General features: G+C 61.4%; 26 protein-coding genes and 1 riboswitch. Of the genes, 6 read left to right on the top strand and 20 right to left on the bottom strand.

From position 1 onward, the window contains the following. Window positions 1–127: 127 nt before the first annotated feature. The 10 genes from OOJ09_RS22295 to OOJ09_RS22250 form a co-directional block, all read right to left on the bottom strand. Window positions 128–301: a hypothetical protein gene (locus OOJ09_RS22295; RefSeq protein ID WP_269907265.1), complete on the bottom strand. Its 174-nt coding sequence runs from the start codon at window positions 299–301 to the stop codon at window positions 128–130. Between the two features lie 274 nt (window positions 302–575). After that, on the bottom strand, window positions 576–740 hold the full coding sequence (locus OOJ09_RS22290) for a DUF3309 family protein (RefSeq protein WP_064988046.1): 165 nt from the start codon (window positions 738–740) through the stop codon (window positions 576–578). Between the two features lie 303 nt (window positions 741–1,043). Further along, entirely contained in the window at window positions 1,044–1,679 is a 636-nt protein-coding gene (locus OOJ09_RS22285; protein WP_269907264.1) for a methyltransferase family protein, read from the bottom strand. 340 nt (window positions 1,680–2,019) lie between these two features. Then, entirely contained in the window at window positions 2,020–3,042 is a 1,023-nt protein-coding gene (locus OOJ09_RS22280; RefSeq protein ID WP_269907263.1) for an ABC transporter substrate-binding protein, read from the bottom strand. Continuing rightward, window positions 3,035–3,814, bottom strand: a complete 780-nt coding sequence (locus OOJ09_RS22275; RefSeq protein ID WP_269907262.1) for an ABC transporter ATP-binding protein — start codon at window positions 3,812–3,814, stop codon at window positions 3,035–3,037. Before OOJ09_RS22275 ends, OOJ09_RS22280 begins: the two co-directional genes overlap by 8 nt. A gap of 2 nt (window positions 3,815–3,816) precedes the next feature. Further along, a complete protein-coding gene (locus OOJ09_RS22270) occupies window positions 3,817–4,629 on the bottom strand; it encodes an ABC transporter permease (protein WP_269907261.1) in 813 nt (270 codons plus the stop codon). 45 nt (window positions 4,630–4,674) lie between these two features. Further along, complete coding sequence (locus OOJ09_RS22265) at window positions 4,675–5,283, bottom strand: YkoF family thiamine/hydroxymethylpyrimidine-binding protein (protein WP_269907260.1); 609 nt, start codon at window positions 5,281–5,283, stop codon at window positions 4,675–4,677. Further along, window positions 5,274–5,387: riboswitch (TPP riboswitch) on the bottom strand. It overlaps the preceding gene by 10 nt. Before the next feature lie 144 nt (window positions 5,388–5,531). Further along, window positions 5,532–5,972: a hypothetical protein gene (locus OOJ09_RS22260; protein ID WP_269907259.1), complete on the bottom strand. Its 441-nt coding sequence runs from the start codon at window positions 5,970–5,972 to the stop codon at window positions 5,532–5,534. After that, window positions 5,957–6,562 carry a formyltransferase family protein gene (locus OOJ09_RS22255; protein ID WP_269907258.1) on the bottom strand — a complete coding sequence of 202 codons (606 nt, stop codon included), beginning with the start codon at window positions 6,560–6,562 and terminating at the stop codon, window positions 5,957–5,959. The genes OOJ09_RS22260 and OOJ09_RS22255 overlap by 16 nt, the downstream gene beginning before the upstream one ends. 65 nt (window positions 6,563–6,627) lie before the next feature. Continuing rightward, entirely contained in the window at window positions 6,628–6,843 is a 216-nt protein-coding gene (locus OOJ09_RS22250; RefSeq protein ID WP_269907257.1) for a helix-turn-helix domain-containing protein, read from the bottom strand. Between the two features lie 162 nt (window positions 6,844–7,005). Between OOJ09_RS22250 and OOJ09_RS22245 the strand changes: the two genes are divergently transcribed. Then, window positions 7,006–7,221: a hypothetical protein gene (locus tag OOJ09_RS22245; RefSeq protein WP_269907256.1), complete on the top strand. Its 216-nt coding sequence runs from the start codon at window positions 7,006–7,008 to the stop codon at window positions 7,219–7,221. Between the two features lie 165 nt (window positions 7,222–7,386). Here OOJ09_RS22245 and OOJ09_RS22240 read toward each other — a convergent pair whose 3' ends face one another. After that, window positions 7,387–8,418 (bottom strand): P63C domain-containing protein, encoded by a 1,032-nt coding sequence (locus OOJ09_RS22240; RefSeq protein ID WP_269907255.1) that lies wholly within the window; start codon window positions 8,416–8,418, stop codon window positions 7,387–7,389. A gap of 129 nt (window positions 8,419–8,547) precedes the next feature. On the opposite strand from OOJ09_RS22240, the gene OOJ09_RS22235 reads away from it, so the two are divergent. The 3 genes from OOJ09_RS22235 to OOJ09_RS22225 all read left to right on the top strand — a co-directional run bounded on the left by OOJ09_RS22235 (window position 8,548) and on the right by OOJ09_RS22225 (window position 10,721). After that, entirely contained in the window at window positions 8,548–9,435 is an 888-nt protein-coding gene (locus OOJ09_RS22235; protein ID WP_269907254.1) for an IS1 family transposase, read from the top strand. A 124-nt stretch (window positions 9,436–9,559) separates the two neighbouring features. Beyond that, on the top strand, window positions 9,560–10,240 hold the full coding sequence (locus OOJ09_RS22230) for an Abi family protein (RefSeq protein WP_269907253.1): 681 nt from the start codon (window positions 9,560–9,562) through the stop codon (window positions 10,238–10,240). A gap of 109 nt (window positions 10,241–10,349) precedes the next feature. Beyond that, on the top strand, window positions 10,350–10,721 hold the full coding sequence (locus tag OOJ09_RS22225; RefSeq protein WP_269907252.1) for an SDR family NAD(P)-dependent oxidoreductase: 372 nt from the start codon (window positions 10,350–10,352) through the stop codon (window positions 10,719–10,721). A 241-nt stretch (window positions 10,722–10,962) separates the two neighbouring features. Here OOJ09_RS22225 and msrA read toward each other — a convergent pair whose 3' ends face one another. Together msrA and OOJ09_RS22215 are read right to left on the bottom strand one after the other, a co-directional pair. Next, window positions 10,963–11,481, bottom strand: a complete 519-nt coding sequence (msrA, locus tag OOJ09_RS22220) for a peptide-methionine (S)-S-oxide reductase MsrA (RefSeq protein WP_269907251.1) — start codon at window positions 11,479–11,481, stop codon at window positions 10,963–10,965. Between the two features lie 144 nt (window positions 11,482–11,625). Then, entirely contained in the window at window positions 11,626–13,206 is a 1,581-nt protein-coding gene (locus tag OOJ09_RS22215; protein ID WP_269907250.1) for a glycosyltransferase family 39 protein, read from the bottom strand. Between the two features lie 360 nt (window positions 13,207–13,566). Between OOJ09_RS22215 and OOJ09_RS22210 the strand changes: the two genes are divergently transcribed. Beyond that, window positions 13,567–14,274, top strand: a complete 708-nt coding sequence (locus tag OOJ09_RS22210) for a hypothetical protein (RefSeq protein WP_269907249.1) — start codon at window positions 13,567–13,569, stop codon at window positions 14,272–14,274. Between the two features lie 304 nt (window positions 14,275–14,578). Here the strand turns inward: OOJ09_RS22210 and OOJ09_RS22205 are convergent, their stop codons facing one another. Genes OOJ09_RS22205 through OOJ09_RS22185 form a run of 5 tightly spaced genes read right to left on the bottom strand, consistent with a single transcriptional unit; the run spans window position 14,579 to window position 16,448 of the window. Then, window positions 14,579–14,902 carry a hypothetical protein gene (locus tag OOJ09_RS22205; RefSeq protein WP_269907321.1) on the bottom strand — a complete coding sequence of 108 codons (324 nt, stop codon included), beginning with the start codon at window positions 14,900–14,902 and terminating at the stop codon, window positions 14,579–14,581. Next, window positions 14,902–15,087, bottom strand: a complete 186-nt coding sequence (locus OOJ09_RS22200) for a hypothetical protein (protein WP_269907248.1) — start codon at window positions 15,085–15,087, stop codon at window positions 14,902–14,904. Before OOJ09_RS22200 ends, OOJ09_RS22205 begins: the two co-directional genes overlap by 1 nt. Next, the gene (locus OOJ09_RS22195) at window positions 15,072–15,311 is read right to left on the bottom strand and encodes a hypothetical protein (RefSeq protein WP_269907247.1); all 240 of its coding nucleotides are present in this window, start codon (window positions 15,309–15,311) and stop codon (window positions 15,072–15,074) included. The genes OOJ09_RS22200 and OOJ09_RS22195 overlap by 16 nt, the downstream gene beginning before the upstream one ends. A gap of 1 nt (window position 15,312) precedes the next feature. Continuing rightward, window positions 15,313–15,531 carry a hypothetical protein gene (locus tag OOJ09_RS22190; protein WP_269907246.1) on the bottom strand — a complete coding sequence of 73 codons (219 nt, stop codon included), beginning with the start codon at window positions 15,529–15,531 and terminating at the stop codon, window positions 15,313–15,315. Then, a complete protein-coding gene (locus tag OOJ09_RS22185) occupies window positions 15,531–16,448 on the bottom strand; it encodes a glycoside hydrolase family 19 protein (protein ID WP_269907245.1) in 918 nt (305 codons plus the stop codon). The genes OOJ09_RS22190 and OOJ09_RS22185 overlap by 1 nt, the downstream gene beginning before the upstream one ends. 894 nt (window positions 16,449–17,342) lie before the next feature. On the opposite strand from OOJ09_RS22185, the gene OOJ09_RS22180 reads away from it, so the two are divergent. Continuing rightward, a complete protein-coding gene (locus tag OOJ09_RS22180; protein ID WP_269907244.1) occupies window positions 17,343–17,579 on the top strand; it encodes a hypothetical protein in 237 nt (78 codons plus the stop codon). A gap of 14 nt (window positions 17,580–17,593) precedes the next feature. Here the strand turns inward: OOJ09_RS22180 and OOJ09_RS22175 are convergent, their stop codons facing one another. Together OOJ09_RS22175 and OOJ09_RS22170 are read right to left on the bottom strand one after the other, a co-directional pair. Then, on the bottom strand, window positions 17,594–17,800 hold the full coding sequence (locus OOJ09_RS22175) for a hypothetical protein (protein ID WP_269907243.1): 207 nt from the start codon (window positions 17,798–17,800) through the stop codon (window positions 17,594–17,596). A gap of 249 nt (window positions 17,801–18,049) precedes the next feature. Then, window positions 18,050–18,739: a hypothetical protein gene (locus OOJ09_RS22170; protein ID WP_269907242.1), complete on the bottom strand. Its 690-nt coding sequence runs from the start codon at window positions 18,737–18,739 to the stop codon at window positions 18,050–18,052. Window position 18,740: the final 1 nt, after the last annotated feature.

The raw sequence follows: 18,740 nt of genomic DNA, 5'->3' as shown, positions 1-18,740 counted from the left end.
CCGATCTGGTTGATGGCTGCTTGAAACCGTGGGGCCGGCCTCAGCGCACCCCTACTCCACCAGTTGGCGTGCCGTACCAGAAAGCGACCCGGCAATTACCCCGCGTCATCTCGTTGACGCTCTTCTTTCAGGCAGGGCGATCAATACGGCGGATGGCCTCGATGGTCTCTGCCTCCGCCACCCCAATCAGCGCATCGATTCCCTCGATGGTCTCGATTTGACCGCGAGCCGCCACCATCCGTCGCAGGGCGTGAAGATCATCGCGAATTTCGCAGAGCGTTGTCCGGAGCGTCAGGGGCATTGTCAGCCTTCCACAACTCAACGGTACTGTCGCAAGCCGGTTCCCTCGACCGAAAGAGCAAAGCCCGCCACGGCAAAACCGGAGCGGGCCTTGGAGGAGGACAAGGAGTGGGACCCTTTCCTCTTGTTTCCACCGGGGGTGTGGACCGCAATCACCATAGGAGATTCTTGCGGACCGCCGGATCACAAGCCGACCTGAACTCATCACGATCCGGTGCGCCGCGGTGTTGACGCGGTCACGAGATTGCGAGCCCGGTGATGACCGGGCGGAACGGCTAGATGCGTCCGAGCACGACAAGCACGATGATGATCAGCAGCACCAGTCCAAGCCCACCGCCGCCGTAATATCCGGTTCCGTAGAACGGACCGCCGCCAAGGCCACTGAACCCGCCGAGCAGTGCGATGACAAGTATGATGATTAGTATGGTGCCTAAGCTCATGGGTTTTCCCGCTCCTGTAGGCGCTGACGCGCCGGTCTCAACATCGCGCCATTCGCATGTTGCTGGGAATGAACGCTTTCAGCGCGTTAGCGTTCCGCGCAACCTGTCGGTAGCGGAACCGGCGGAAAAAACCCTCGTTCACGCGGAAAGCCCGCCTGGGGTGGCGGGCCTTCCGATCGGCCGGATGCCAGGAGAGTGCGGTCAAAGCCTGACGGCTGCTTCTGTACTTCCGATCCCGGTGCTCTTGGCCTCAGCGGCGGGCGATCAGCAGGCGCTGGCGTCAGCGTTCATGCCGCCTTGTTGTCAGGCGATCCCGTAGAACAGCCTGTAGGGCACGCGATCCATGTAAGCGCGGTATTCCGGCAAGGCGGCCAGAAGCGCCTCTTCACGCAGGATGCGATACAGCTGGAGGTAGGTGATCACGGCGTAGACGGCCAAATTGTAGAAGGAAAAGGCCGACAGCAGGAACAGGATATGGCCAGCAAGGTAGCCGGCATAGATCGGGTGCCGCACCAGGCGGTAGGCACCGCCGGTCATCACACCGCGATTGGCGGGCAGGATGGCAAAGGAACGCCCCAACGAGATCTTGCCCCAGATGACGAACCACAACGCCAGGAACTGCAGAGGCGCGGCGACATAGACCGGGATAATGCTGGTGCCCGGCTCAAGGGTGATGAAGGCGGCGCCAAAACTGGCGATTACGGAGACGACCACGGTGAGTGGGTTCCAGTCGCGCGTCACCGGCCGCCTTGACAGCAGCAGCCAGGTGAAGGTCAGCACCTCGGAAATCGTCAGCAACGCGATGTTGAGTCGGGTCGGATCCTGCACGAAATGATAAACGCCGCGGTAGACAAAGAGCCCCGCGAAAGCCAGCGCGCAGGCGCGAAAGAAGCCCTCCCGCAGGTCGATCAGGATTTCGCGCTTTCGCGCCGCGGACAAAATTCCGTCCTCATTGACTCGCGAAAGCGTTTCACTTTTTGACAGAAGCAATGCAAGCACCCCGATGTCCCCTCGGGCCGACCTTTGCACGCAACCATTGCCGGGCAGTTAATCGACAAGATCAGATCGGCATTAAACCGGATATATGCCACCGAAGGCAGGCAGGGATTGCCTTCCTCTATTCATGCAATCCATGCGGCGCACGGGATTGGACGTTCCTGCCTTGCAGCTTCGCGATCCAAAGCTCGTCCAGTCCCGATTGCGGCCACCTCGCCGTCATCGTCCGTCGACGCCTGACGATGTGCTCCTGGATGAGACTTCCGGGTTCAAGAATCCCGCTCTACCCCAGATACGCGTTGCTGAAATACCCCGCAAAATCCGGACGTTGCTTGACAACGCCGCCATCGGCGTCGCGTAAAATACCGGCGGCGAACAGGTAATGGCCGATTGCTTCCATCTTGGCCGGATCCATGGTGCCGATGGCGCCACTTTGGCTGCGCAAGAAGTGACCATCGATCAGTGCCTTCAGCGAAGCGCGGATCAGCGCCGGATTGGTCAAGGCATCCTTGTTGGCCGCGATCAACAGTGCGGCAGCCTCATCGGGATGATCGGCGGCGTACTGGTAGCCGCGCCGCGTCGCCTGGACGAAGCCGGCCGCGACTTTGGGATTGGCCTGGAGATAGGCTTCGCTCGACGAGATCAGCGTCGTGTGCTCGTCGGGTACGCCATAATCGGCATAGACGAAGCTGCGCTGCTTGACGCCTTTGAGCTCGGCTTCGACGCCCTCCCAGGTCGCGACCTCGAGCGTGAAATCGACCGAGCCGTTGGCCAGCGCTTCATAGGCCGAGGTGCCGAGCGTCACCGTCTCGAAATTGCCTTTGCCGCCGTCGTGGCGGATGATGGTGCTTATCAGCGCGTTTTCCCAGGCGCTGCCGAAGCCGCCATAGGTCAAGCCGTCAAGGTCCCTCGGGCTTTTGATCTCGCCGCGCGCCGCATTGAAGACCACTCGGCCGGTTTCGGATTGCACCACGGCATAGACGGCCTTCAAGTCGGCCCCGGCGGTTTTCTGGGTGAAGAGGCTGATGGTGCCGTTGATGCCGAAATCGGCGATGCGGTTGGCGACGAGCGTGCCGGCACCGGTGTCGCTGTAGGGCAGGATATCGACCTCGAGGCCGGCCTCCCGGTAAAATCCCTTGTCGCGGGCGACGAACAGCCCGATGTGGTTGGTGTTGACCGTCCAGTCGAGGGCGACGGTGACCTTTTCCGCTGCCGATTGCGCCAGAGCCCGACCCGCTCCGGCAACAAGCGGAAGACTGCTGGCAAGGGTCAGCAACAGGGCCTGGCGGCGCGTCAAGTCAGTCATGATCGTATCCTTCGGGTGGTTGCGGGCTGAGCCCGGGATTGAGAATGATGTCGAGGATCTCGGCTTCCAGCGCGCTCGCCTGCCGCGCGGCATCGCCACCAGGGCCGCGCGGGCGCGGCAGCGGCACCTTGATTTCACGGGCGATGCGGGCCGGACGCGCCGACAGCACATAGATGCGGTCGGACAGGAACACGGCTTCGCGCACGTCGTGGGTGATCAGCAGCGCAGTCCAGCGGTGGTGGCGCCACATTTGCTCCAGCCAGCGCTGCATGGCGGTGCGGGTCAGTCCGTCGAGCGCGCCGAACGGCTCGTCGAGCAGCAGCATGTCGCGCTCCTGCACAACGGTGCGCAGCAGAGCCGCCCGCTGGCGCATGCCGCCCGAAAGCTGCGCCGGAAAATGCCGCTCGAAGCCGGCAAGACCGAACTCGGCAAAGAGCGGCGCGACACGCGCCCGCGCCGCCTTTCGCCTGAAGCCTTGCACTTCGAGCCCCAGCGTGACGTTGTCGAGGATGCGCCGCCACGGCATCAGCGCGTCGCGTTGCGGCATGAAGGCGAAGTGCCTGCCGTGGTTGTCGAGCGGCGTGCCGTCGAAGAACATCTCCCCGTCGCCGTGCTGCGCGCCGGTCAGGAGCCGGAACAGCGTCGACTTGCCGGCGCCCGAGGGACCAAGGATGGAGACGAATTCACCGGCGCCGACGCGAAGCGAAATGTCGGCGAGCACCTCGAGCCCGCCGAACGCCTTGCACACATGCCGCAGTTCGAGCCGGCTCATCGCTATGGCCCCTTCCCCTGACCTTGCCTGTCGGCCTGTTCCCAGGGCATGGCCAGGTGCTGCAGCAGCACCGCCAGTCCAAACAGGACAAGCGTGAGCGCGGCGCTGACGCCGACGGCAGCCAGCACCAGATCGGGGCGGAAATTGTTCTTGGCATTGAGCATGTAGATGCCCAGCCCCTTCGCGGCACCGGCATATTCGGCGAAGATGGCGCCGACCACGGCATAGGTTATGGAGATCCTCAAGCCGGCGAAGAAATAGGGCAGCGCCGAAGGCAGCCGCGCCAACACGAAGACGCGCCAGCGCCCTGCCCCCATGGCGCGCAGCACCTGGCCGATCTCGGCCTCAGTCGCCTCGTAGCCCTGCACCAGAGCCACCAGCATCGGAAAGAAGGTGACCAGCGCTACCAGCAGGACCTTGGGCATCAGCCCGAAGCCGAACCACAGCACCACCAGCGGCGCTATGGCGACCAGCGGCAAGGTCTGGCTGATGACGAACACGGGAAACAGCGCGCGCCGCAGCGGCGGGAAGAAGTCGACCAGCATCGACAGCGCGAAGGCAGCGCTGAGCGAACAGGCAAAGCCGAATAGCGTGGCGCGGATGGTGGGAATGGCATTGTCGACCAGCGCTTCGCGATTGAGCATCGCCTGCGCGAAGATGCGCGACGGCGCCGGCAGTATCGTCGGCTTGATGCCGGAATAACGGGCGCAAAGCTCCCACGCCAGCAGGAGCAGCCCGACCGAGATCACCGCCGGCGCTGCCTTGGCGAAGAGACCCGCGAGTTGACGCGAGCGGCTGGACGACGATGGGACCACGGGAGATGTCCTTGAACGGGCGCTCGCGCACAAACGCGGGCAGGCTCAGACAGCGGAGGGGCTGTTGGCTGAGACCGTGACGTCGAGGGTTACGTGGCCGACGCCTGGCCCGAAGCGGCAGAAGGCCTCGTTCAGTGCCAGGAAGATCGCGCCGGCATCGCCGCGCAATTTGGTGCAGAAATTCTTGGAGCGCTCATAGACGCCGGACTGCTTCAGGAAGTCGATGCAGCCATAGATCTCGTCCATGTGGTCGCCGGTGCCCATCACATAGAGCGAGAATTGCGCCGCCGCCGGCTGGCCGGTGGCAGCGGCATTGCGCACCGCGGTGATGGCGGCTTCCTTGCGCGGGCCGAGCGGCCCGACAGGTCCGCCAAACGCATCGGAGCGGCAGATCGGATCGTCCGGCTCGCCCGGGCAGCCGCGCGAAATGGCAGCCGACAGCACGCAATGCTTGCCACTGCGCGCCGCCGCCATGAACAGGTCGCGAAGAGCCGGGAACAGCACTTCGGGCGGCCCGACCAGCAAGGTCGAGATATCGTCGGTCTCGATCCTGAGCCTGTCGCGGTAGGGATCGAGCGCGCCGAGCGCACCAAGAATGACACCGACGAAATCGTCGGCCATGGGATAAAGGGAAATCTGTGCGCCTGAAAACATCGCCCGCCTCGCTCCGCTGGTATTACCCAGATCAGCTTCTAGGGTCTGTGGGCTTGCCGCCCCCGTCTCAGCCCCGACCGTACGGAGCACCCCTGTGGATGGCCGCGTTAAAGCACCATTCGAGCTGAAGCGAAAGCCGTTTTTTCAGCGCAACCCGCCAAAAGCATTACGCCAGGTGCCGACGGCGGCCCGCCGGATACCGCCGACAGAAATTGCGGCAAGCAGGCTACAGCCCTGGCAGACGCCCATCACTGCCCGGGCTTGTTTTCCACTTTGCCGAAAAGTCGCATTACCGGGCGCGTTTCCGTGACTGGAGCGTGCGCGAACACACTTCGCACTTTCAGGAGCCGTTTGAGCAGGCGGCCATAGACGAGATACAGAACCCTGCCGTCGGCCAGATCGAACTCCACCGTCCCCCATCGCTTGACCGGCGCCTCTCCGGTCGGAGGACCCAGCCTGCGGATCTGCAATGCCAGCCTGACCTTGCGGCCGGCGATGACAAGAAAGATGCCCGGAAGCAGTCCAAGCACATGCCACAGCCGCGCGACATGCTCGATCGACATGGCCTGCGAAATCATCAAATGGGCCGGCTCGAGCCGCGCCCAGACGAAGTCACCGGCTGGCTGCGGCGCCCCTGACAAGGTGCCCTTGCAGTAGGCCGGCGCCGCCTCACTCACCAGCATCCGCATCGCGGTCGCCGTTCCATCGACCAGGCTCCGTTTCGACATCCAGTCGGCTTCGGAAAAGGAACCTGCCCGATAATGTCGCCGTCGTCGAACCCGGCGGACATCTTGTGCAGCGTCACGCCGCCGTGGACAGCATGCTGACCGTCCACGGCCAGACGGTGGAGAGGGTGCGGGCCACGGTAGTTGGGCAGCAGCGCCGGGTGAAGGTTCAGCCCGCCTTTGGGAAAGCGGCCAAGCAGGTCTTGGGGGATCAGGGCCGGGAAAGCATGGCAGATCAGCACATCGGCTGTGACTTCAGACAGTTGCCGGTCAAGCTCGCCCCAGTCGTAAGGCCGGCCGAATTCAATCAGCTTCACCCGGGCATTGCCGAGACCAAGATAGCGCCGGAGCAGGAGCTTGCGTTTCAGCCTTCGACGGAAATTGCCGATGCTGAAGCCGGTGGGCCGCCGCCGGAAGCCAGGCACGACGATCGCGCCGATGTGGTTTCCGGCCTCCACCCAGCCGGCAAGCAGCGGTCCAGTGTAAGCAGAGATGTCCTGCATGAAAACGGCGCTGATCGGCTCCGCGCGACGGGCGGGGTCAGTCGAATTCATCTTCCGACGTCCGGTCAAACAGTGCCTTCCTCGCCACCATTCTGCGCCGGCGATCCAGGCCGACTTCACGAATCGCCCGAGCGGGGTCGAGCCGCGCCAGTCAGCGACAGGCTGCGGGTGGTGCGGTTGAGCAGCCGCAGGCCAAGCCGCGCTTCGAGCTGACGGATCGTCTGGCAGAGCGTCGATGCCGGAATCCTGAGACCTTCCGCGGCGTGGGCAAAGCCGCCATGCGTGACGACAGTGGCAAAGGCCTTCAGTTCCGCATGGTCGCCGCCGCGCATTATGCCAGCTTCTCCAATGAGTGTTGTCGAATTCTATCATATTCTCCGCGCGGCGTCCGTCACCCAGTTTGGGGGGTAGTGTCTCAGTTTGAAATTTGACGTCGCCCCTGTCGCGATCTGCGCCGGTCTCCTATATGCTTAGCGGAAAGCATGGAGATTTCTATGACGTGGCGCGATGATATGATTGCTAGGCACCAAGACACCATCAAGAGCATGCGTGAAGGCGTGGATTGGATGGAAGCCGGAAAATTCGAGACAGGCGAGGTCTCGGCCACCGGTCAGATCAATGACCTGACGACGGAGTCAATCGCGTACTACAAGCAGACGATTTCCGACCTAGAAAAAGCCATAGCTCGGCTAAAGGCGGGAAACATTTGATGCCAACCGGACCTAAAGGCCAGAAGCGCCCCGCCGACGTGATCGGCAATGCAGTCCGCGTCATGCGCATTGCCACGGGCGATGAAGCGGACGATGTGATGGACGACGGCAAAGACCCTGCTGCGAAGGCGCTAGGCGCGAAGGGCGGGAAGAAGCGCGCCGAGACTATGACGCCGGAGCGCCGGGCTGAGATTGCTCGGAAGGCGGCGGCGGCTCGCTGGAAGCGTTAATGCCGAAATCAAACTCCTGCTGGCCGCCAAAACGCTCCACGATCTTGCGCTCGTATGCTTGCTGATTGGCAGATGATTCTGCCATTTCCAGGATGCGCCCCAATTGGATTCTCAGCGCACGGGCGCCGATGGCGTTGAGGAACTGAAAGAGTTTCTTTTGTCGATCCCCGCCCTGAGCCTTTGTTGCGCGCAACAGGTCGAGGATTTTCCCGTTGCTCTTAGCGAGGGGGAAGTAGACATGGTTCACCGTCAGATACTTGAAGTGCCACGGCTTGCCCCGTTCAGGGACGGCGAGATTGTAGAGCCGATGCCATTGCACATACAGTTCGTTCGGAAACTCAGGCTCGTATTTTTTGGCTTCCTCCAAAACGTACAGCTTGAACGCCGCAATGATTTCTTCTGTGGTCGGATTGTATCCCGCCAGCGAATAGACCAGATCGCGGATACCCTGCTTTGCTGATGCGCCCACGATGATATGAGCTTGCATCGCCACCCGCCCATAACGGCTTGGCAAAGTGCCCTTAGCTTCTGTCTCGATGATTGCCTTGCAGACATCAATGAGAAGGGTTGCATCAAACCCATGGATGGTTGCCGGAGGCTGTTCCGCGCCGCCGGTCCCCCATTGAAATTTAAGCGGATTTTCGATTTTTTCCCGTAGTTCCGCGCCGACGGCATCCGACATTGCCTTGGTTGCCAGAAAGCGCGGAAATGCATTGCCGCGCGCCGACAACCCAATAACCTTGCCCATACCAGTCTGGCTGATGACTGCCGTCTTTCCATCATCGTCAAGAACGTAGCACTCAACGTCGATTCCAAGTTCCTGCTGGAAATTGCCCTTATGGGTTGCCTTCACCCCCCATCGAGCGGCGGCGCCCTTCCGGGCGATAGCGGCGCGTTCTTCGGGCGACAGCGCTTCGCGGCGAGCAATGCCGCCCTTCGCGCGAGAGGAGAACATATCGTCGGTCAAGCAAGCATCCTCCAATTTCGGATGCTTGCTTTTACCGCGAAATCCGGGCATTAAGCAAGCACGAAAAAAATTCGGATGCTTGCTATTCGCATGCTTGACACTAAGCATAAAAGTTCAGATATTAGGGGCATGAACAAGCTGCCCCTCAAAACCCGCGTCCAAATCCTCACCATGCTTTGTGAGGGTTCTTCGATGCGCTCGATCTCGCGTGTTGCCGACGTGTCGATCAACACGGTTTCGAAGCTGCTTGTCGATGCCGGCAAATTCTGCGCCGATCTGCACGACCGCGAAGTCCGCAACGTGAAGGCCAAGCGCGTTCAATGTGATGAAATCTGGTCGTTCACGGCAGCGAAGCAAAAGAACGTCGCGGCTATGAAAAACTCCGTTGACGGCGCTGGCGACACGTGGACGTGGACCGCGCTCGACAGCGACAGCAAGCTTATCATTTCCTGGCTGGTCGGCGGTCGCGATGGCGAATATGCGCTGGCCTTCATGGACGACGTGAAGGAACGCCTCGCCAATCGCGTCCAGCTTACGACGGACGGCCACAAAGCTTATCTGAACGCGGTCGAGGAAGCCTTTGGCGCCGACATCGACTACGCGATGCTGGTCAAGATGTATGGCGAGCCGGAAGGCAAGGCAGTGCCACAGGAACGCCGCTACAGCCCCGCCGTCTGCACTGGCGCAAAGAAGACCCGCATCGAAGGCTCGCCCGATCTGGCGCACGTCAGCACGTCGCACGTTGAGCGCCAGAACCTCACTATGCGTATGCAGATGCGCCGCTTTACGCGCCTCACCAATGCGTTTTCAAAGAAGTTCGAAAACCACGTTCACATGGTTGCTCTGTACACGGTCTGGTACAACTTCATTCGCATCCACAAGACGCTTAAGACCTCGCCCGCAATGGCCGCCGGCGTTTCGAATACGCTCTGGTCAATGAATGACATTTGCGACAAGATGGACGCCGTTGCGCCGAAGGCAGGGCCGAGGGGGTCATACAAAAAGCGCATTGCCTAAACGGGAAAAAGCGGGCTGCTCCCGCAACCCGCTTTCCCTTATTCCCGTCCTCTGGGGGTGTGCGTCAAGCGCAGTGACCGTTTCCTGAGGCTCACCACACCAACTTAGAACGGACGCTTCGGGTATGCAAGAGACGTTTGAAAAAAACCCTGATTTCGCCACACTGTTTAAGAAATCCCTAAGCTCGCCACGCTTTGGGACATATCTAGGGGCATCCGGCAGCAATGAAAAGGACGCCCTCCAGTTATATCAGTGGAATGCAAAAATTTCCCAATCCCTATATATATATCTACAATCATGGGAGATTTGTCTAAGAAACAAGATGAATGACTTTTTTATTTGGAAATACAAGGAGGGCTGGCCTTATAAGCAGAACGAATTCGTTCGAAACCTTAAAGGGGATGATCGCAGACGCTTAACGGAGACGCTTCTTAGGCAGGAGAGAGATCGCGGGGTGCGCCCTGTTAGCACATCGGTTGTTGTGTCCGATTTGTCGGCCGGCTTTTGGGTTTCCCAACTCTCGGAGAAGTACAATCACTACTCATGGAGATACAATCTGGCGAAGGTGTTTGCGCATGACACTGGCTTGGACCGAGCCGTCGCCTGGACGATCTGCGACGAATTACTGACGCTTCGAAATCGCGTTGCGCACCATGAGCCGATATTTCATCTACCTTTAGATGACCGTCGCAAAAAGCTTGCGCGCATCGTTGCCGCCATGTGTCCTGCTACATCCGCTTTCGCAGAGACGACGTGCAACTTTGGAGACATATGGAAAGAAATGCCTAAGCCGGCAAAATCCTAAATTTCAAACTGAGACACTACCGTTTGGGGACACGCCTCGAACGGCATCCAATCAGGATCGGTCCGGCATCGAGCGCATCTGAATCTCCTCCTGAGCGGAAGCAACGAACATGCGGAAACTCAATGGAAAAATCGCTCTGGCGGCCGGCGCCTCCTCTGGCATCGGCGCGGCAACCGCGCTGGCGCTGGCGGCGGAAGGAGCCACCGTGGCCATCGCGGCGCGGCGCCGGCAGCGGCTTGATGGCATGGCCACGCGCATCCGTGATGCCGGTGGCGAGGCGCTCACCATCGAGGCCGACATCACCGACGCGGCCCAAGCCACCGCCATGGTCCGGCGAGTGCTGGAAAGCCATGGTCGGCTGGACATGCTGTTCAACGTCGCTGGCGTCGGTGTCGCCGCCAGGTACCAAGCACGCGGTGAGCGCCAATGGCGGAATCGCTGCGCCGCGAAATCGGCAGGGACGGCATCCGGGTCACCGTGATCGAACCGGGCGCGGTGAGGACCGAGTTCACCGCCAACATACGCGACGATGTGCGGTCGAGCACCGGCTGGGCGACATGGAGCAACTGGAGAGTGAGGACATCGCCCCCGCGATGCTCTACGCGGTGTCGCAGCCGCCGAGGGTCGCCGTCGACATCCTGACGTTCTATCCGATGCAACAGGCTTGATCCGCGACAGACGGCAAGGCGTGGATCGGGGCCTTGACCCCGATCCTGTGAACCTTACGAAACGGCCTTCTCGCGAACCGGCAGCTTCCAGCCCGGACGGACGAAGTGGCAGGTGTAGCCGTTGGGGTATTTCTCGAGGTAGTCCTGATGCTCCGGTTCGGCTTCCCAGAAGGGACCGGCCGGCGCGACTTCGGTCACGACCTTGCCCGGCCACAGACCAGAGGCATCGACATCGGCGATGGTGTCTTCGGCAACGCGCTTCTGTTCATCGCTGGTGTAATAGATCGCCGAGCGATAGCTCATCCCGACATCGTTGCCCTGGCGGTTGCGCGTCGTCGGATCGTGGATCTGGAAAAACCGCTCCAGCAATGTGCGATAGCTGATCGTGGCCGGATCGAAATTGATCTCGATGGCCTCGGCATGGGTGCCATGGTTGCGATAGGTGGCGTTGGGCACGTCGCCGCCACTGTAGCCGACACGGGTGGAGATGACGCCGGGATAGCGCCGTATCAAATCCTGCATGCCCCAGAAGCAGCCGCCGGCAAGCACTGCGCGTTCGGTCGAAGTCGCCATGTCAGGTCTCCTCTCAAAGCAATTCCAGGAAAAGTGTAGCGGTTTTTCCGTCCGGAATTGCGCTAAAGTGAATTGGATTTCTCCATAAATGGGCATTGTCCCGGCTTTCGTCCAGTCGCCGAGGTCGGACGCGGCGGGCGGCAGTCAATTGTCCCGATCTTCAGGCGAGGCCGGCGGATCATTTGGCAGATCGTGCGTTCCCGGGGGAATGACGACGAAGTTGATTACCACGGGCGGCGCCTGGCGTGACCAGCCGAGCAAAATGGTTTTGACCGGAAGTCCCTTGATCCATGGCATGAGCCGCGGCGGCGTTTGGCTGTCCTGGCTGCCTTGCCAGATCAGCAGCATGCCCTGGTCCTGCAGCCGTTTTGCCGTGATCCATGGCGCAAACCGCATGTCGAGTCCGGTAAAGATCGAAGGCTCGTCATAGGCATTCAGGCCGGCAAGCATGGCCAGCCCTGTGTCGCCGCCGACGATGCCCAGACGACCTTTGCTGGCCTCGTGCCAGACAGTTTCCGCTTCATCGGATACCAATTGCGCGGGCCAGCAGACGGGTTGCATGTGTCCGAGCGCGTTGCAGCTTGTCCATCGGGTCGTCGCGTAGGCCCCGGACACGCCGATGACGCACACCAGCGCACAGATCGCCAGCCTGCGCATCTCGGAGATGCCGAGCCGGTCACCAAGGCAGGCAATGGCCACGACGCCGACAAGATTGTACATCGGCGCGCCCCACGCCTCCCCCGCTCCCGTGAACAGCGAGGCCACCATGACCAAAATGGCGGGCCCAAGCCCCATCCACAAGAGATAGGTGAACGCCCTTGGCTCGACTGGCGCCTCGCGCACTGCCACGACCTGGCGCGGCGGCTCGCGCCGCAACAGCCCGGATATGGCGAGAACGGCAAGGAAGCCTGTGAGCCCGGCCAATTGCACGCCGATGTAGTAGAGACGGGCGCGGTGGGCCATCACCCAATCATCGCGACCGGCGACATAGGTCAGCGGCAGGAAGTCGATGCGGCAGAGCTGGACTGCCAACGGCGCCGCTACGGCAAGGAACACGGCGAGCCCGAGCCATGGCCAAGGCGTGGCGAGCCGACCGCGTGCCCGTCTGTCCGACAACAGCCAGATCGCGCCGAACAGCAACAGCAGACCGGTGGAAAACTTGGCGTAGAGCCCGACCCCGGACACCAGTCCCAGCACGATCCACCGCCATTTCGAGCCAGCATCGCGGGTTGCGTGCCACAAAAGCCATGAGATGGCGGCCCAGAAAGGCATCTGCGCGTAGTCGTGATTGAATTGCGGGGTGGGCCAGCCGAAAAAATAGAGCGACGGCATCAAAAGCACGGCGGCCAGAGCACGGGTTCGCCCGAGCATGTCGCGGGCCAGCAGATAGACGAAGATAAAGGTTGCCGAAACGACAAGCTGGGAAAGCAGATATTGCGGCCAGCGGAACGATCCGGTCAGAAGATGGCTGGCCTCGAGCAGCCATGCCGGAAGCTGCGGATGCTTGTAGGTCAACAACACCCATTCGCGCCCCCACATGAAACCCTCGACGACATCGCCTGGCGGCGCGGCGTCGACAAGTGCCGGCGCCACGGTCCAGCACAGGATCTGGGTCAGGCACAAAAGCGCGACAACGACTTCAGGATAACGGATCAGTTTCGACCAGATCGACGACCGGTGCCGGCCACTCGCGACAGGCAGGCCGACCGGCAGCCAGCTGTCCATGGATTCATCGATTCTCGCCATGCGGTGGGTAAATCACACCGGACCATTTTCCGAACAGCCCAGAAATCGAAGCTTACGAAAATGTATACTTACATGACCATTGCAAAACCAAGATTGAGGCGGAGTTTTCGCGCCCTGATGCTGACCCTCACCTCGAATAAAAGCAGAACAGCAATGGAAGACGCCACCAGGCATCCCCGTCGAAAATGTCGGGCCCGCGGAACAAGCCACGCATCAGGGCGGTTCATTTCTGACCCAAGACGCCTGTAATCCCAGCCCGGGCGCGATGGCGGCGGACGTCACCTGCGCCTGAGCGGATCAACCCGCCGCGCTTCAAACCCAAAGTCGCCAGGATTTACAATGCGCCACCAGCATGCCGTCATTCACTACCGTGCGCTCGACTTCTGGATGGCGCGTGCCGCCGTCCTCATCATCATCTGCCTGCAGCTTCTGGTCATCAACAACCTCTCATTCGGGCCACGCTGGCTGGCGCCGGCACTGGAAGCCGCCCTGTTGCTGCCCTTGTCGGTGGCCACGGCCTGGACGCAGGCCGCCACCAGAAAGGCGGTCGAGGATCACGAGTGGCACGCGATCGGTCAGTTTCGCGTCATGATCCGCAGAACGGCACTGACCATGACAGCCGTCATCAGCATCATGAATTGCGGTTCGCTGGTCTTGCTGGTGCGCGCCTTGCTGGAGGGCCATGCCGGCAGCAGCGGCACGACGCTCTTGATCGACGCGCTCAACATCTGGGTGACCAATGTCATCGTCTTCGCCTTGTGGTTCTGGAGCACCGACCGCGGCGGACCGCCGACCTGCGGCCTCGTCAAGCTCGCCCAGGCCGATTTCCTGTTTGCGCAGATGACACTGAACGATCGCGAGCTTCGCGACTGGCTGCCAGGTTTCGTCGACTATGCCTTCCTTGCCTTCACCAACGCGACGGCGTTTTCGCCCACCGATACCTTGCCGCTCTCCCAGCGCGCCAAGCTGCTGATGATGGCGGAGGCCATGATCTCGCTGCTGACCATCGCGCTGGTCGCGGCACGCGCCGTCAACATCCTGGCATGAGGCTTACAAGGCCGGATCGCTGACGCAAGGCTGGTTGGGCGGATGGCCGGGACCTCTCGGGCCGAAACGCAAAAATAGCCCGCCCGGCGAACCGGACGGGCTATTGAATTGCCTTCGAAAGATGGAGACGCGCTAGTGGCGCTTGCCCAGCCTGTAGCTGTTGCCGCCAGGCAGGTTGACGCCAATTCGCTCAGAACGCCGCCGACAAGGCTGGTCTTGAGCCGTTGAGAGAATGCCCGAGACAACGTTGCCGCTCAGGATGTAGGCTCGCGAACGCTTGCGTGGACCTTACCGGAGTCTGGAGCTACCCTTCAGCCGAGGGCCTGAACCTCCTCACCACGAACTCGAACAAAATATCCGAGATCCACATCGCCGATACGCCGATCAGGAAGGCAGCGGCAAGCGTGGTCGTGTCGTCGGCCGGATCAGGCAGCGGCAGGCCGCTCGCCTTGAAATAGGACACGACCGGCAAGGTCAGATACGCCGCCGCCAGCGCGCCGCAGATCGGCGAGGCCACCATTTCCCGCAGCTTGTACCGGTGCCGCGACAGCGCGCGCAGAACACCGCCGGCAAGGCCGGCGGCGACGACAGGTCCCTTGATGCCGAGCATGTCGAAGAAATCATGCATCATGGCCTCCATCCGCAGAGCTTCTGGCCCTTTTCGTTGTGAGCCAGGATTGCCGCCACCGACGCGTCGGAAAGGGTCGCCACCTCCGCCTTTGCCGGTCGAATGGGATGCTCGACCGCGCAGAACGACCCGCCAACCGTGGTGCAGCCGGCCAGCATGAGCAAAATCGCTATGACCTTGACCATTTGCCCAGTCTCGCCCGGTTGTCATCCGGCGCCCGGCCAGCGACGGCATCGTCGATCTTCTGGGCTTCGGTGCGGGCCGCTGCATCCGCGGCCGCCTGCCTGGCTTTCTGGCTGGCCTTGCCCTTGGCGTAGGCGGTCCAGATACCGGCGATCGCCATGAGGCCCGCGAGTAGATATGGCCAAAGCTGCTCGATGAGCGCGGTTGCGATCGGTACGAGCGACATCTCACTTCCCCCCGGCCGGTGGCGCAACCATGCCGGCCGGGCCATCACGCAGTGCGTTGATGATGATCTTTGCAAGGGCGATGGCGCCGCTGATCTGAAGCGCGGTGCGGTCGGTCAGGCCGAACATCGTCCAGTCGAAGCCGACCAGGGCGCCACCGCAGATGATCGCGATCAGCGTGTTGAGGACGTTGTGCAGTGCGTTCGTGTTGAACCATTTCATCAGAAGATGCTCCATAAAAGCTCGGTGACGTGGCGCCAGAAGGCCGCAAGCGCCGTGACGATGAGGGCGAAGGCGCCAGCCGCGACAGCCGCCTTGCCGCCAGATGACGTCGGTTTTGCCGAAGCCACGGGCCGGACCGCCGGAGCTTCGCCAGCAGGCGAAACGGGAATTCCCGTTTCGGCAGTCGGACCCGGCGCGACCGGAGGTATCGGGGCCACCTGTGGGGGCATTGCGGGCGCGGCAGGGTCAGGAACGGGCTTCGCGGGCGGGTCTGCTGGAGCGGCGGGAAAAGCGATCCCCGCACCATCCGGCCAGACCTTCGCCGCCTTGGCCAGCCACGCCTTCTGGTCGGCCAGCCCGATCGCGCTGCCGTTCACTGCCTTGCACACACCGGCGACATCGTTCCTGTCGGCCAGCGCATTGATGTTGCGCTTGCTCCAGTAGATCGTTGCCGCCAGCAGGGCGCCGGGGAAGCCGCGCAGCAGATCCGGGTTCGCGACCACAGGCAGACCGGTCGCGGCCTCGACCTCCTCGAAATTCTCGCGACCGGTGTTCTGAAGCAGCCCGGAACCACGATATTTCCACCCGTCGCCGGCCGCGAAATTTCCCAGCCGGCCGCCATAGACCTTTTCGGCGAGTTTCGCCGGATTGTTGGCAAAGGGCCCGGCGGAGGCAGCCGTCGGAAACCGGCCCGGCCACACCTCATGCGCGCGCCGCGCCGAATAGTTCAGGTTCTCCTCGAGCGTGTGAAGGCCGCCGGTCTCGACGCAGACGCGCGCGAAGAAGTGGCGCACGCGGATCGGCGTGCTGATGCCGGCCTGGTCGAGCAGATGAAGGTTGTCGGCAATGCCGGCGATGATCGTCTTCGAGGCGTTCGGGCACAGTTGCGCGAGCGCCTCCGAAAAGGTGCGGGTCATGGGGATTCCTTTCCGCCCGCACGGGCAGGTTGTGATGATTGAAGTTTGGTTGACGATGGCTATGGTCAGACGATCCAGTGCAAGACAGCAGCGAAGTGGTGCCACGCGGGGTAAGGCGACTAGCAGACAGGCAGCAACGCCCTTGCTTCCGCGACAACTGGAATTTCAGGATCGGCGAGTGTCGGAGATGCAGACTGGGCTACTGGTGATGCCGGCGAGCGTTTCGGCCTTGGGTGGAGGCGGGACAGGCGCCTGCGCTCGCTGTACAGATTACGTGGCCACCGGCACTGCCGCTGGAAGTTGAGCCGACACCAGTAAGGCCTGAGCCCGCACCGACTTGGCGCGATTGGAGCAGTCGCCCAAATGCTCCCCATGTCGGCAGCCGTTCGGCGAACATCAGTCGGCTTTACCCTAGTCTAGCGGCCGCGAGGGTAGCGGGGCCGATGCGGCCGTCCTGGGCAACGCCCTCAGTCGCAGAAGGTTGGCCGTCCTGCCTGGTACGCTGTTCAATACCAAATCGAAGATGGCCTAATCGACCCCATCTGGCAGTTCGGCGCCGAGAACAACATCCCAATAGAAGCGCCGGCAAACGGTCGCGACCTGATCATCGCTGATCTCTTGCGCAGATCGACCTTGGTGGCATCGGCCTTCACATAGAGGCGGAAGTTCGCCAGCCTCACGCCTTCATCTTGGCCCCGCCCGGGTCGGCCGGATTGTCTGACCAGCCGCCCTCGAATTTCAAGATAAGCGTAAGCGCCCTCGATGCGTTGCAGTCCATAGGTTTTGCTTTGGAAGATTGGCTATGGTCGGCAACGGAGAGCCGAGGCGGTGCCCCAACGCGTCAGTGGCATGTGCCTGGGCGGCGTGATACAAACACGCTGCACGGAGATTTATATGCTAGTCCTAAAGAAGCTGTTTGAACGCTTTTTCGCGGTATGCGGCAGCGCTGCAGCTATCTTCATGTCGCTTGCTCTGCTGCATGGACTGCACGACATCTGGCAGCCAGTACTGCTTCAGTTCATAATTCTCAAGTTACTTTCTTTTGCCATTTTCATACTCACCACAATCTTTTCCGCCCTTGTGATTGTCGAGGCGTTGTTCGGCACGCGCTGGTTTGGCCCACTCCGATAAATAAGTGCCGCCCTTCAAGGGGCGAGGATAGCTGCCGGATCCAGACCAAGCGCTTGCACCAAGATCAGGGCGTCAGGATCATCGCAGTAAACGGACGGATGGTCCGGAGCGAACCAGCGCGCGAAGTAGATCGGGTTTCCAGTCAACGCGGCATAGGCATCGCCCATCTTGCCGGCGTGATGATGCGGCTTTGGACAACCGATTTCTGAACCATCTGGCATGGCGATGGGGGAGCATCCGCAAGCGTATACACAAATTTCGGTGTGCCACCGACCATTGCGACTGTCTGGCCGGTGGCCACCTTGCCGTTTGGCAAGGGATCGGCGTCCTGAATGGTCACGAGGCTGAAGCCATCAAGCTCCCCAGCCATCCGTTGCCGGCATCGTCCACGAAGCGCCATCGTGCGAGAAACCGGCGCCCTCCGCAACAATCTGACTGATAGCCCCATCCTTGACCAAAGCGAGCATTGTTTACCTCCGCACCATTGGCGCAGTCTTGCTGTTGAGAGCCACACTGAAGAAGTCGATTTCCACGTCCGGATTGTTGGAGCCTATGCCGAACCCCACCCACCCCGCCGCTGAAATGGAACTGTCAGTAACCGACGTGAAGGCCCCTGGCTCAGCTTGACCGTCCTCCCAGACCTTCAATCCTAGTGAGGTGCCAATGAGACGAGTTCTGCTCCAAATCCACCCATTGACTGCATAATTGGGTGAGCCTCCATTTGCGACGGCAATGATGGTAGTGGATGCGCCAGCAACATACTTCTGCCCGCTCAACGCATATAGGGTCCCGATGTTTCGACCGATGGTATTACCTAAATAACCCTGCTCTGAAGCGGCTGCGCCGCCACCTCGCAAAACAGATCTAGCGAAGGGCTCGCTATCTGCATAGGCTTCGATAGCCCGGATGCGATAAAGTATCTCGCAGTCAGCTACGGCGGCGATTCTGTCCCATGATAGAGCTTGCCGACTAGCGGAAGTTTTAGACCAGCGAAGAGCCTTGCCGCTGAGGGAGCCGGCAACGCTTTGGACCAATGGCGAATCCGTCGTAGTCCATCGCTGCGTCCAGTCGGCAGGCTTAGCCCCCGTTGTGTATTCGGAGAAATCCGTGACGAAGATGTCGGGGTCGCGCATTAGCTTCGCCGGCCAGATGAGCGCCATT

This window comes from Mesorhizobium qingshengii, assembly GCF_027563465.1.
Lineage (GTDB): Bacteria > Pseudomonadota > Alphaproteobacteria > Rhizobiales > Rhizobiaceae > Mesorhizobium > Mesorhizobium qingshengii_A.
Note: the sequence above shows the minus strand (reverse complement) of the source record. Positions and strands in the feature narration are given on the sequence as shown.

Bases quoted from the DNA above. Each gene is read 5' to 3' on its own strand.
- OOJ09_RS22295 (WP_269907265.1), bottom strand. From the start codon at position 301: ATGCCCCTGACGCTCCGGACAACGCTCTGCGAAATTCGCGATGATCTT.
- OOJ09_RS22290 (WP_064988046.1), bottom strand. From the start codon at position 740: ATGAGCTTAGGCACCATACTAATCATCATACTTGTCATCGCACTGCTC.
- OOJ09_RS22280 (WP_269907263.1), bottom strand. From the start codon at position 3,042: ATGACTGACTTGACGCGCCGCCAGGCCCTGTTGCTGACCCTTGCCAGC.
- OOJ09_RS22275 (WP_269907262.1), bottom strand. From the start codon at position 3,814: ATGAGCCGGCTCGAACTGCGGCATGTGTGCAAGGCGTTCGGCGGGCTC.
- OOJ09_RS22265 (WP_269907260.1), bottom strand. From the start codon at position 5,283: ATGTTTTCAGGCGCACAGATTTCCCTTTATCCCATGGCCGACGATTTC.
- OOJ09_RS22260 (WP_269907259.1), bottom strand. From the start codon at position 5,972: ATGCGGATGCTGGTGAGTGAGGCGGCGCCGGCCTACTGCAAGGGCACC.
- OOJ09_RS22255 (WP_269907258.1), bottom strand. From the start codon at position 6,562: ATGAATTCGACTGACCCCGCCCGTCGCGCGGAGCCGATCAGCGCCGTT.
- OOJ09_RS22250 (WP_269907257.1), bottom strand. From the start codon at position 6,843: ATGCGCGGCGGCGACCATGCGGAACTGAAGGCCTTTGCCACTGTCGTC.
- OOJ09_RS22245 (WP_269907256.1), top strand. From the start codon at position 7,006: ATGACGTGGCGCGATGATATGATTGCTAGGCACCAAGACACCATCAAG.
- OOJ09_RS22235 (WP_269907254.1), top strand. From the start codon at position 8,548: ATGAACAAGCTGCCCCTCAAAACCCGCGTCCAAATCCTCACCATGCTT.
- OOJ09_RS22230 (WP_269907253.1), top strand. From the start codon at position 9,560: ATGCAAGAGACGTTTGAAAAAAACCCTGATTTCGCCACACTGTTTAAG.
- OOJ09_RS22225 (WP_269907252.1), top strand. From the start codon at position 10,350: ATGCGGAAACTCAATGGAAAAATCGCTCTGGCGGCCGGCGCCTCCTCT.
- msrA (WP_269907251.1), bottom strand. From the start codon at position 11,481: ATGGCGACTTCGACCGAACGCGCAGTGCTTGCCGGCGGCTGCTTCTGG.
- OOJ09_RS22215 (WP_269907250.1), bottom strand. From the start codon at position 13,206: ATGGACAGCTGGCTGCCGGTCGGCCTGCCTGTCGCGAGTGGCCGGCAC.
- OOJ09_RS22210 (WP_269907249.1), top strand. From the start codon at position 13,567: ATGCGCCACCAGCATGCCGTCATTCACTACCGTGCGCTCGACTTCTGG.
- OOJ09_RS22205 (WP_269907321.1), bottom strand. From the start codon at position 14,902: ATGCATGATTTCTTCGACATGCTCGGCATCAAGGGACCTGTCGTCGCC.
- OOJ09_RS22200 (WP_269907248.1), bottom strand. From the start codon at position 15,087: ATGGTCAAGGTCATAGCGATTTTGCTCATGCTGGCCGGCTGCACCACG.
- OOJ09_RS22195 (WP_269907247.1), bottom strand. From the start codon at position 15,311: ATGTCGCTCGTACCGATCGCAACCGCGCTCATCGAGCAGCTTTGGCCA.
- OOJ09_RS22190 (WP_269907246.1), bottom strand. From the start codon at position 15,531: ATGAAATGGTTCAACACGAACGCACTGCACAACGTCCTCAACACGCTG.
- OOJ09_RS22185 (WP_269907245.1), bottom strand. From the start codon at position 16,448: ATGACCCGCACCTTTTCGGAGGCGCTCGCGCAACTGTGCCCGAACGCC.
- OOJ09_RS22180 (WP_269907244.1), top strand. From the start codon at position 17,343: ATGCTAGTCCTAAAGAAGCTGTTTGAACGCTTTTTCGCGGTATGCGGC.
- OOJ09_RS22175 (WP_269907243.1), bottom strand. From the start codon at position 17,800: ATGCCAGATGGTTCAGAAATCGGTTGTCCAAAGCCGCATCATCACGCC.
- OOJ09_RS22170 (WP_269907242.1), bottom strand. From the start codon at position 18,739: ATGGCGCTCATCTGGCCGGCGAAGCTAATGCGCGACCCCGACATCTTC.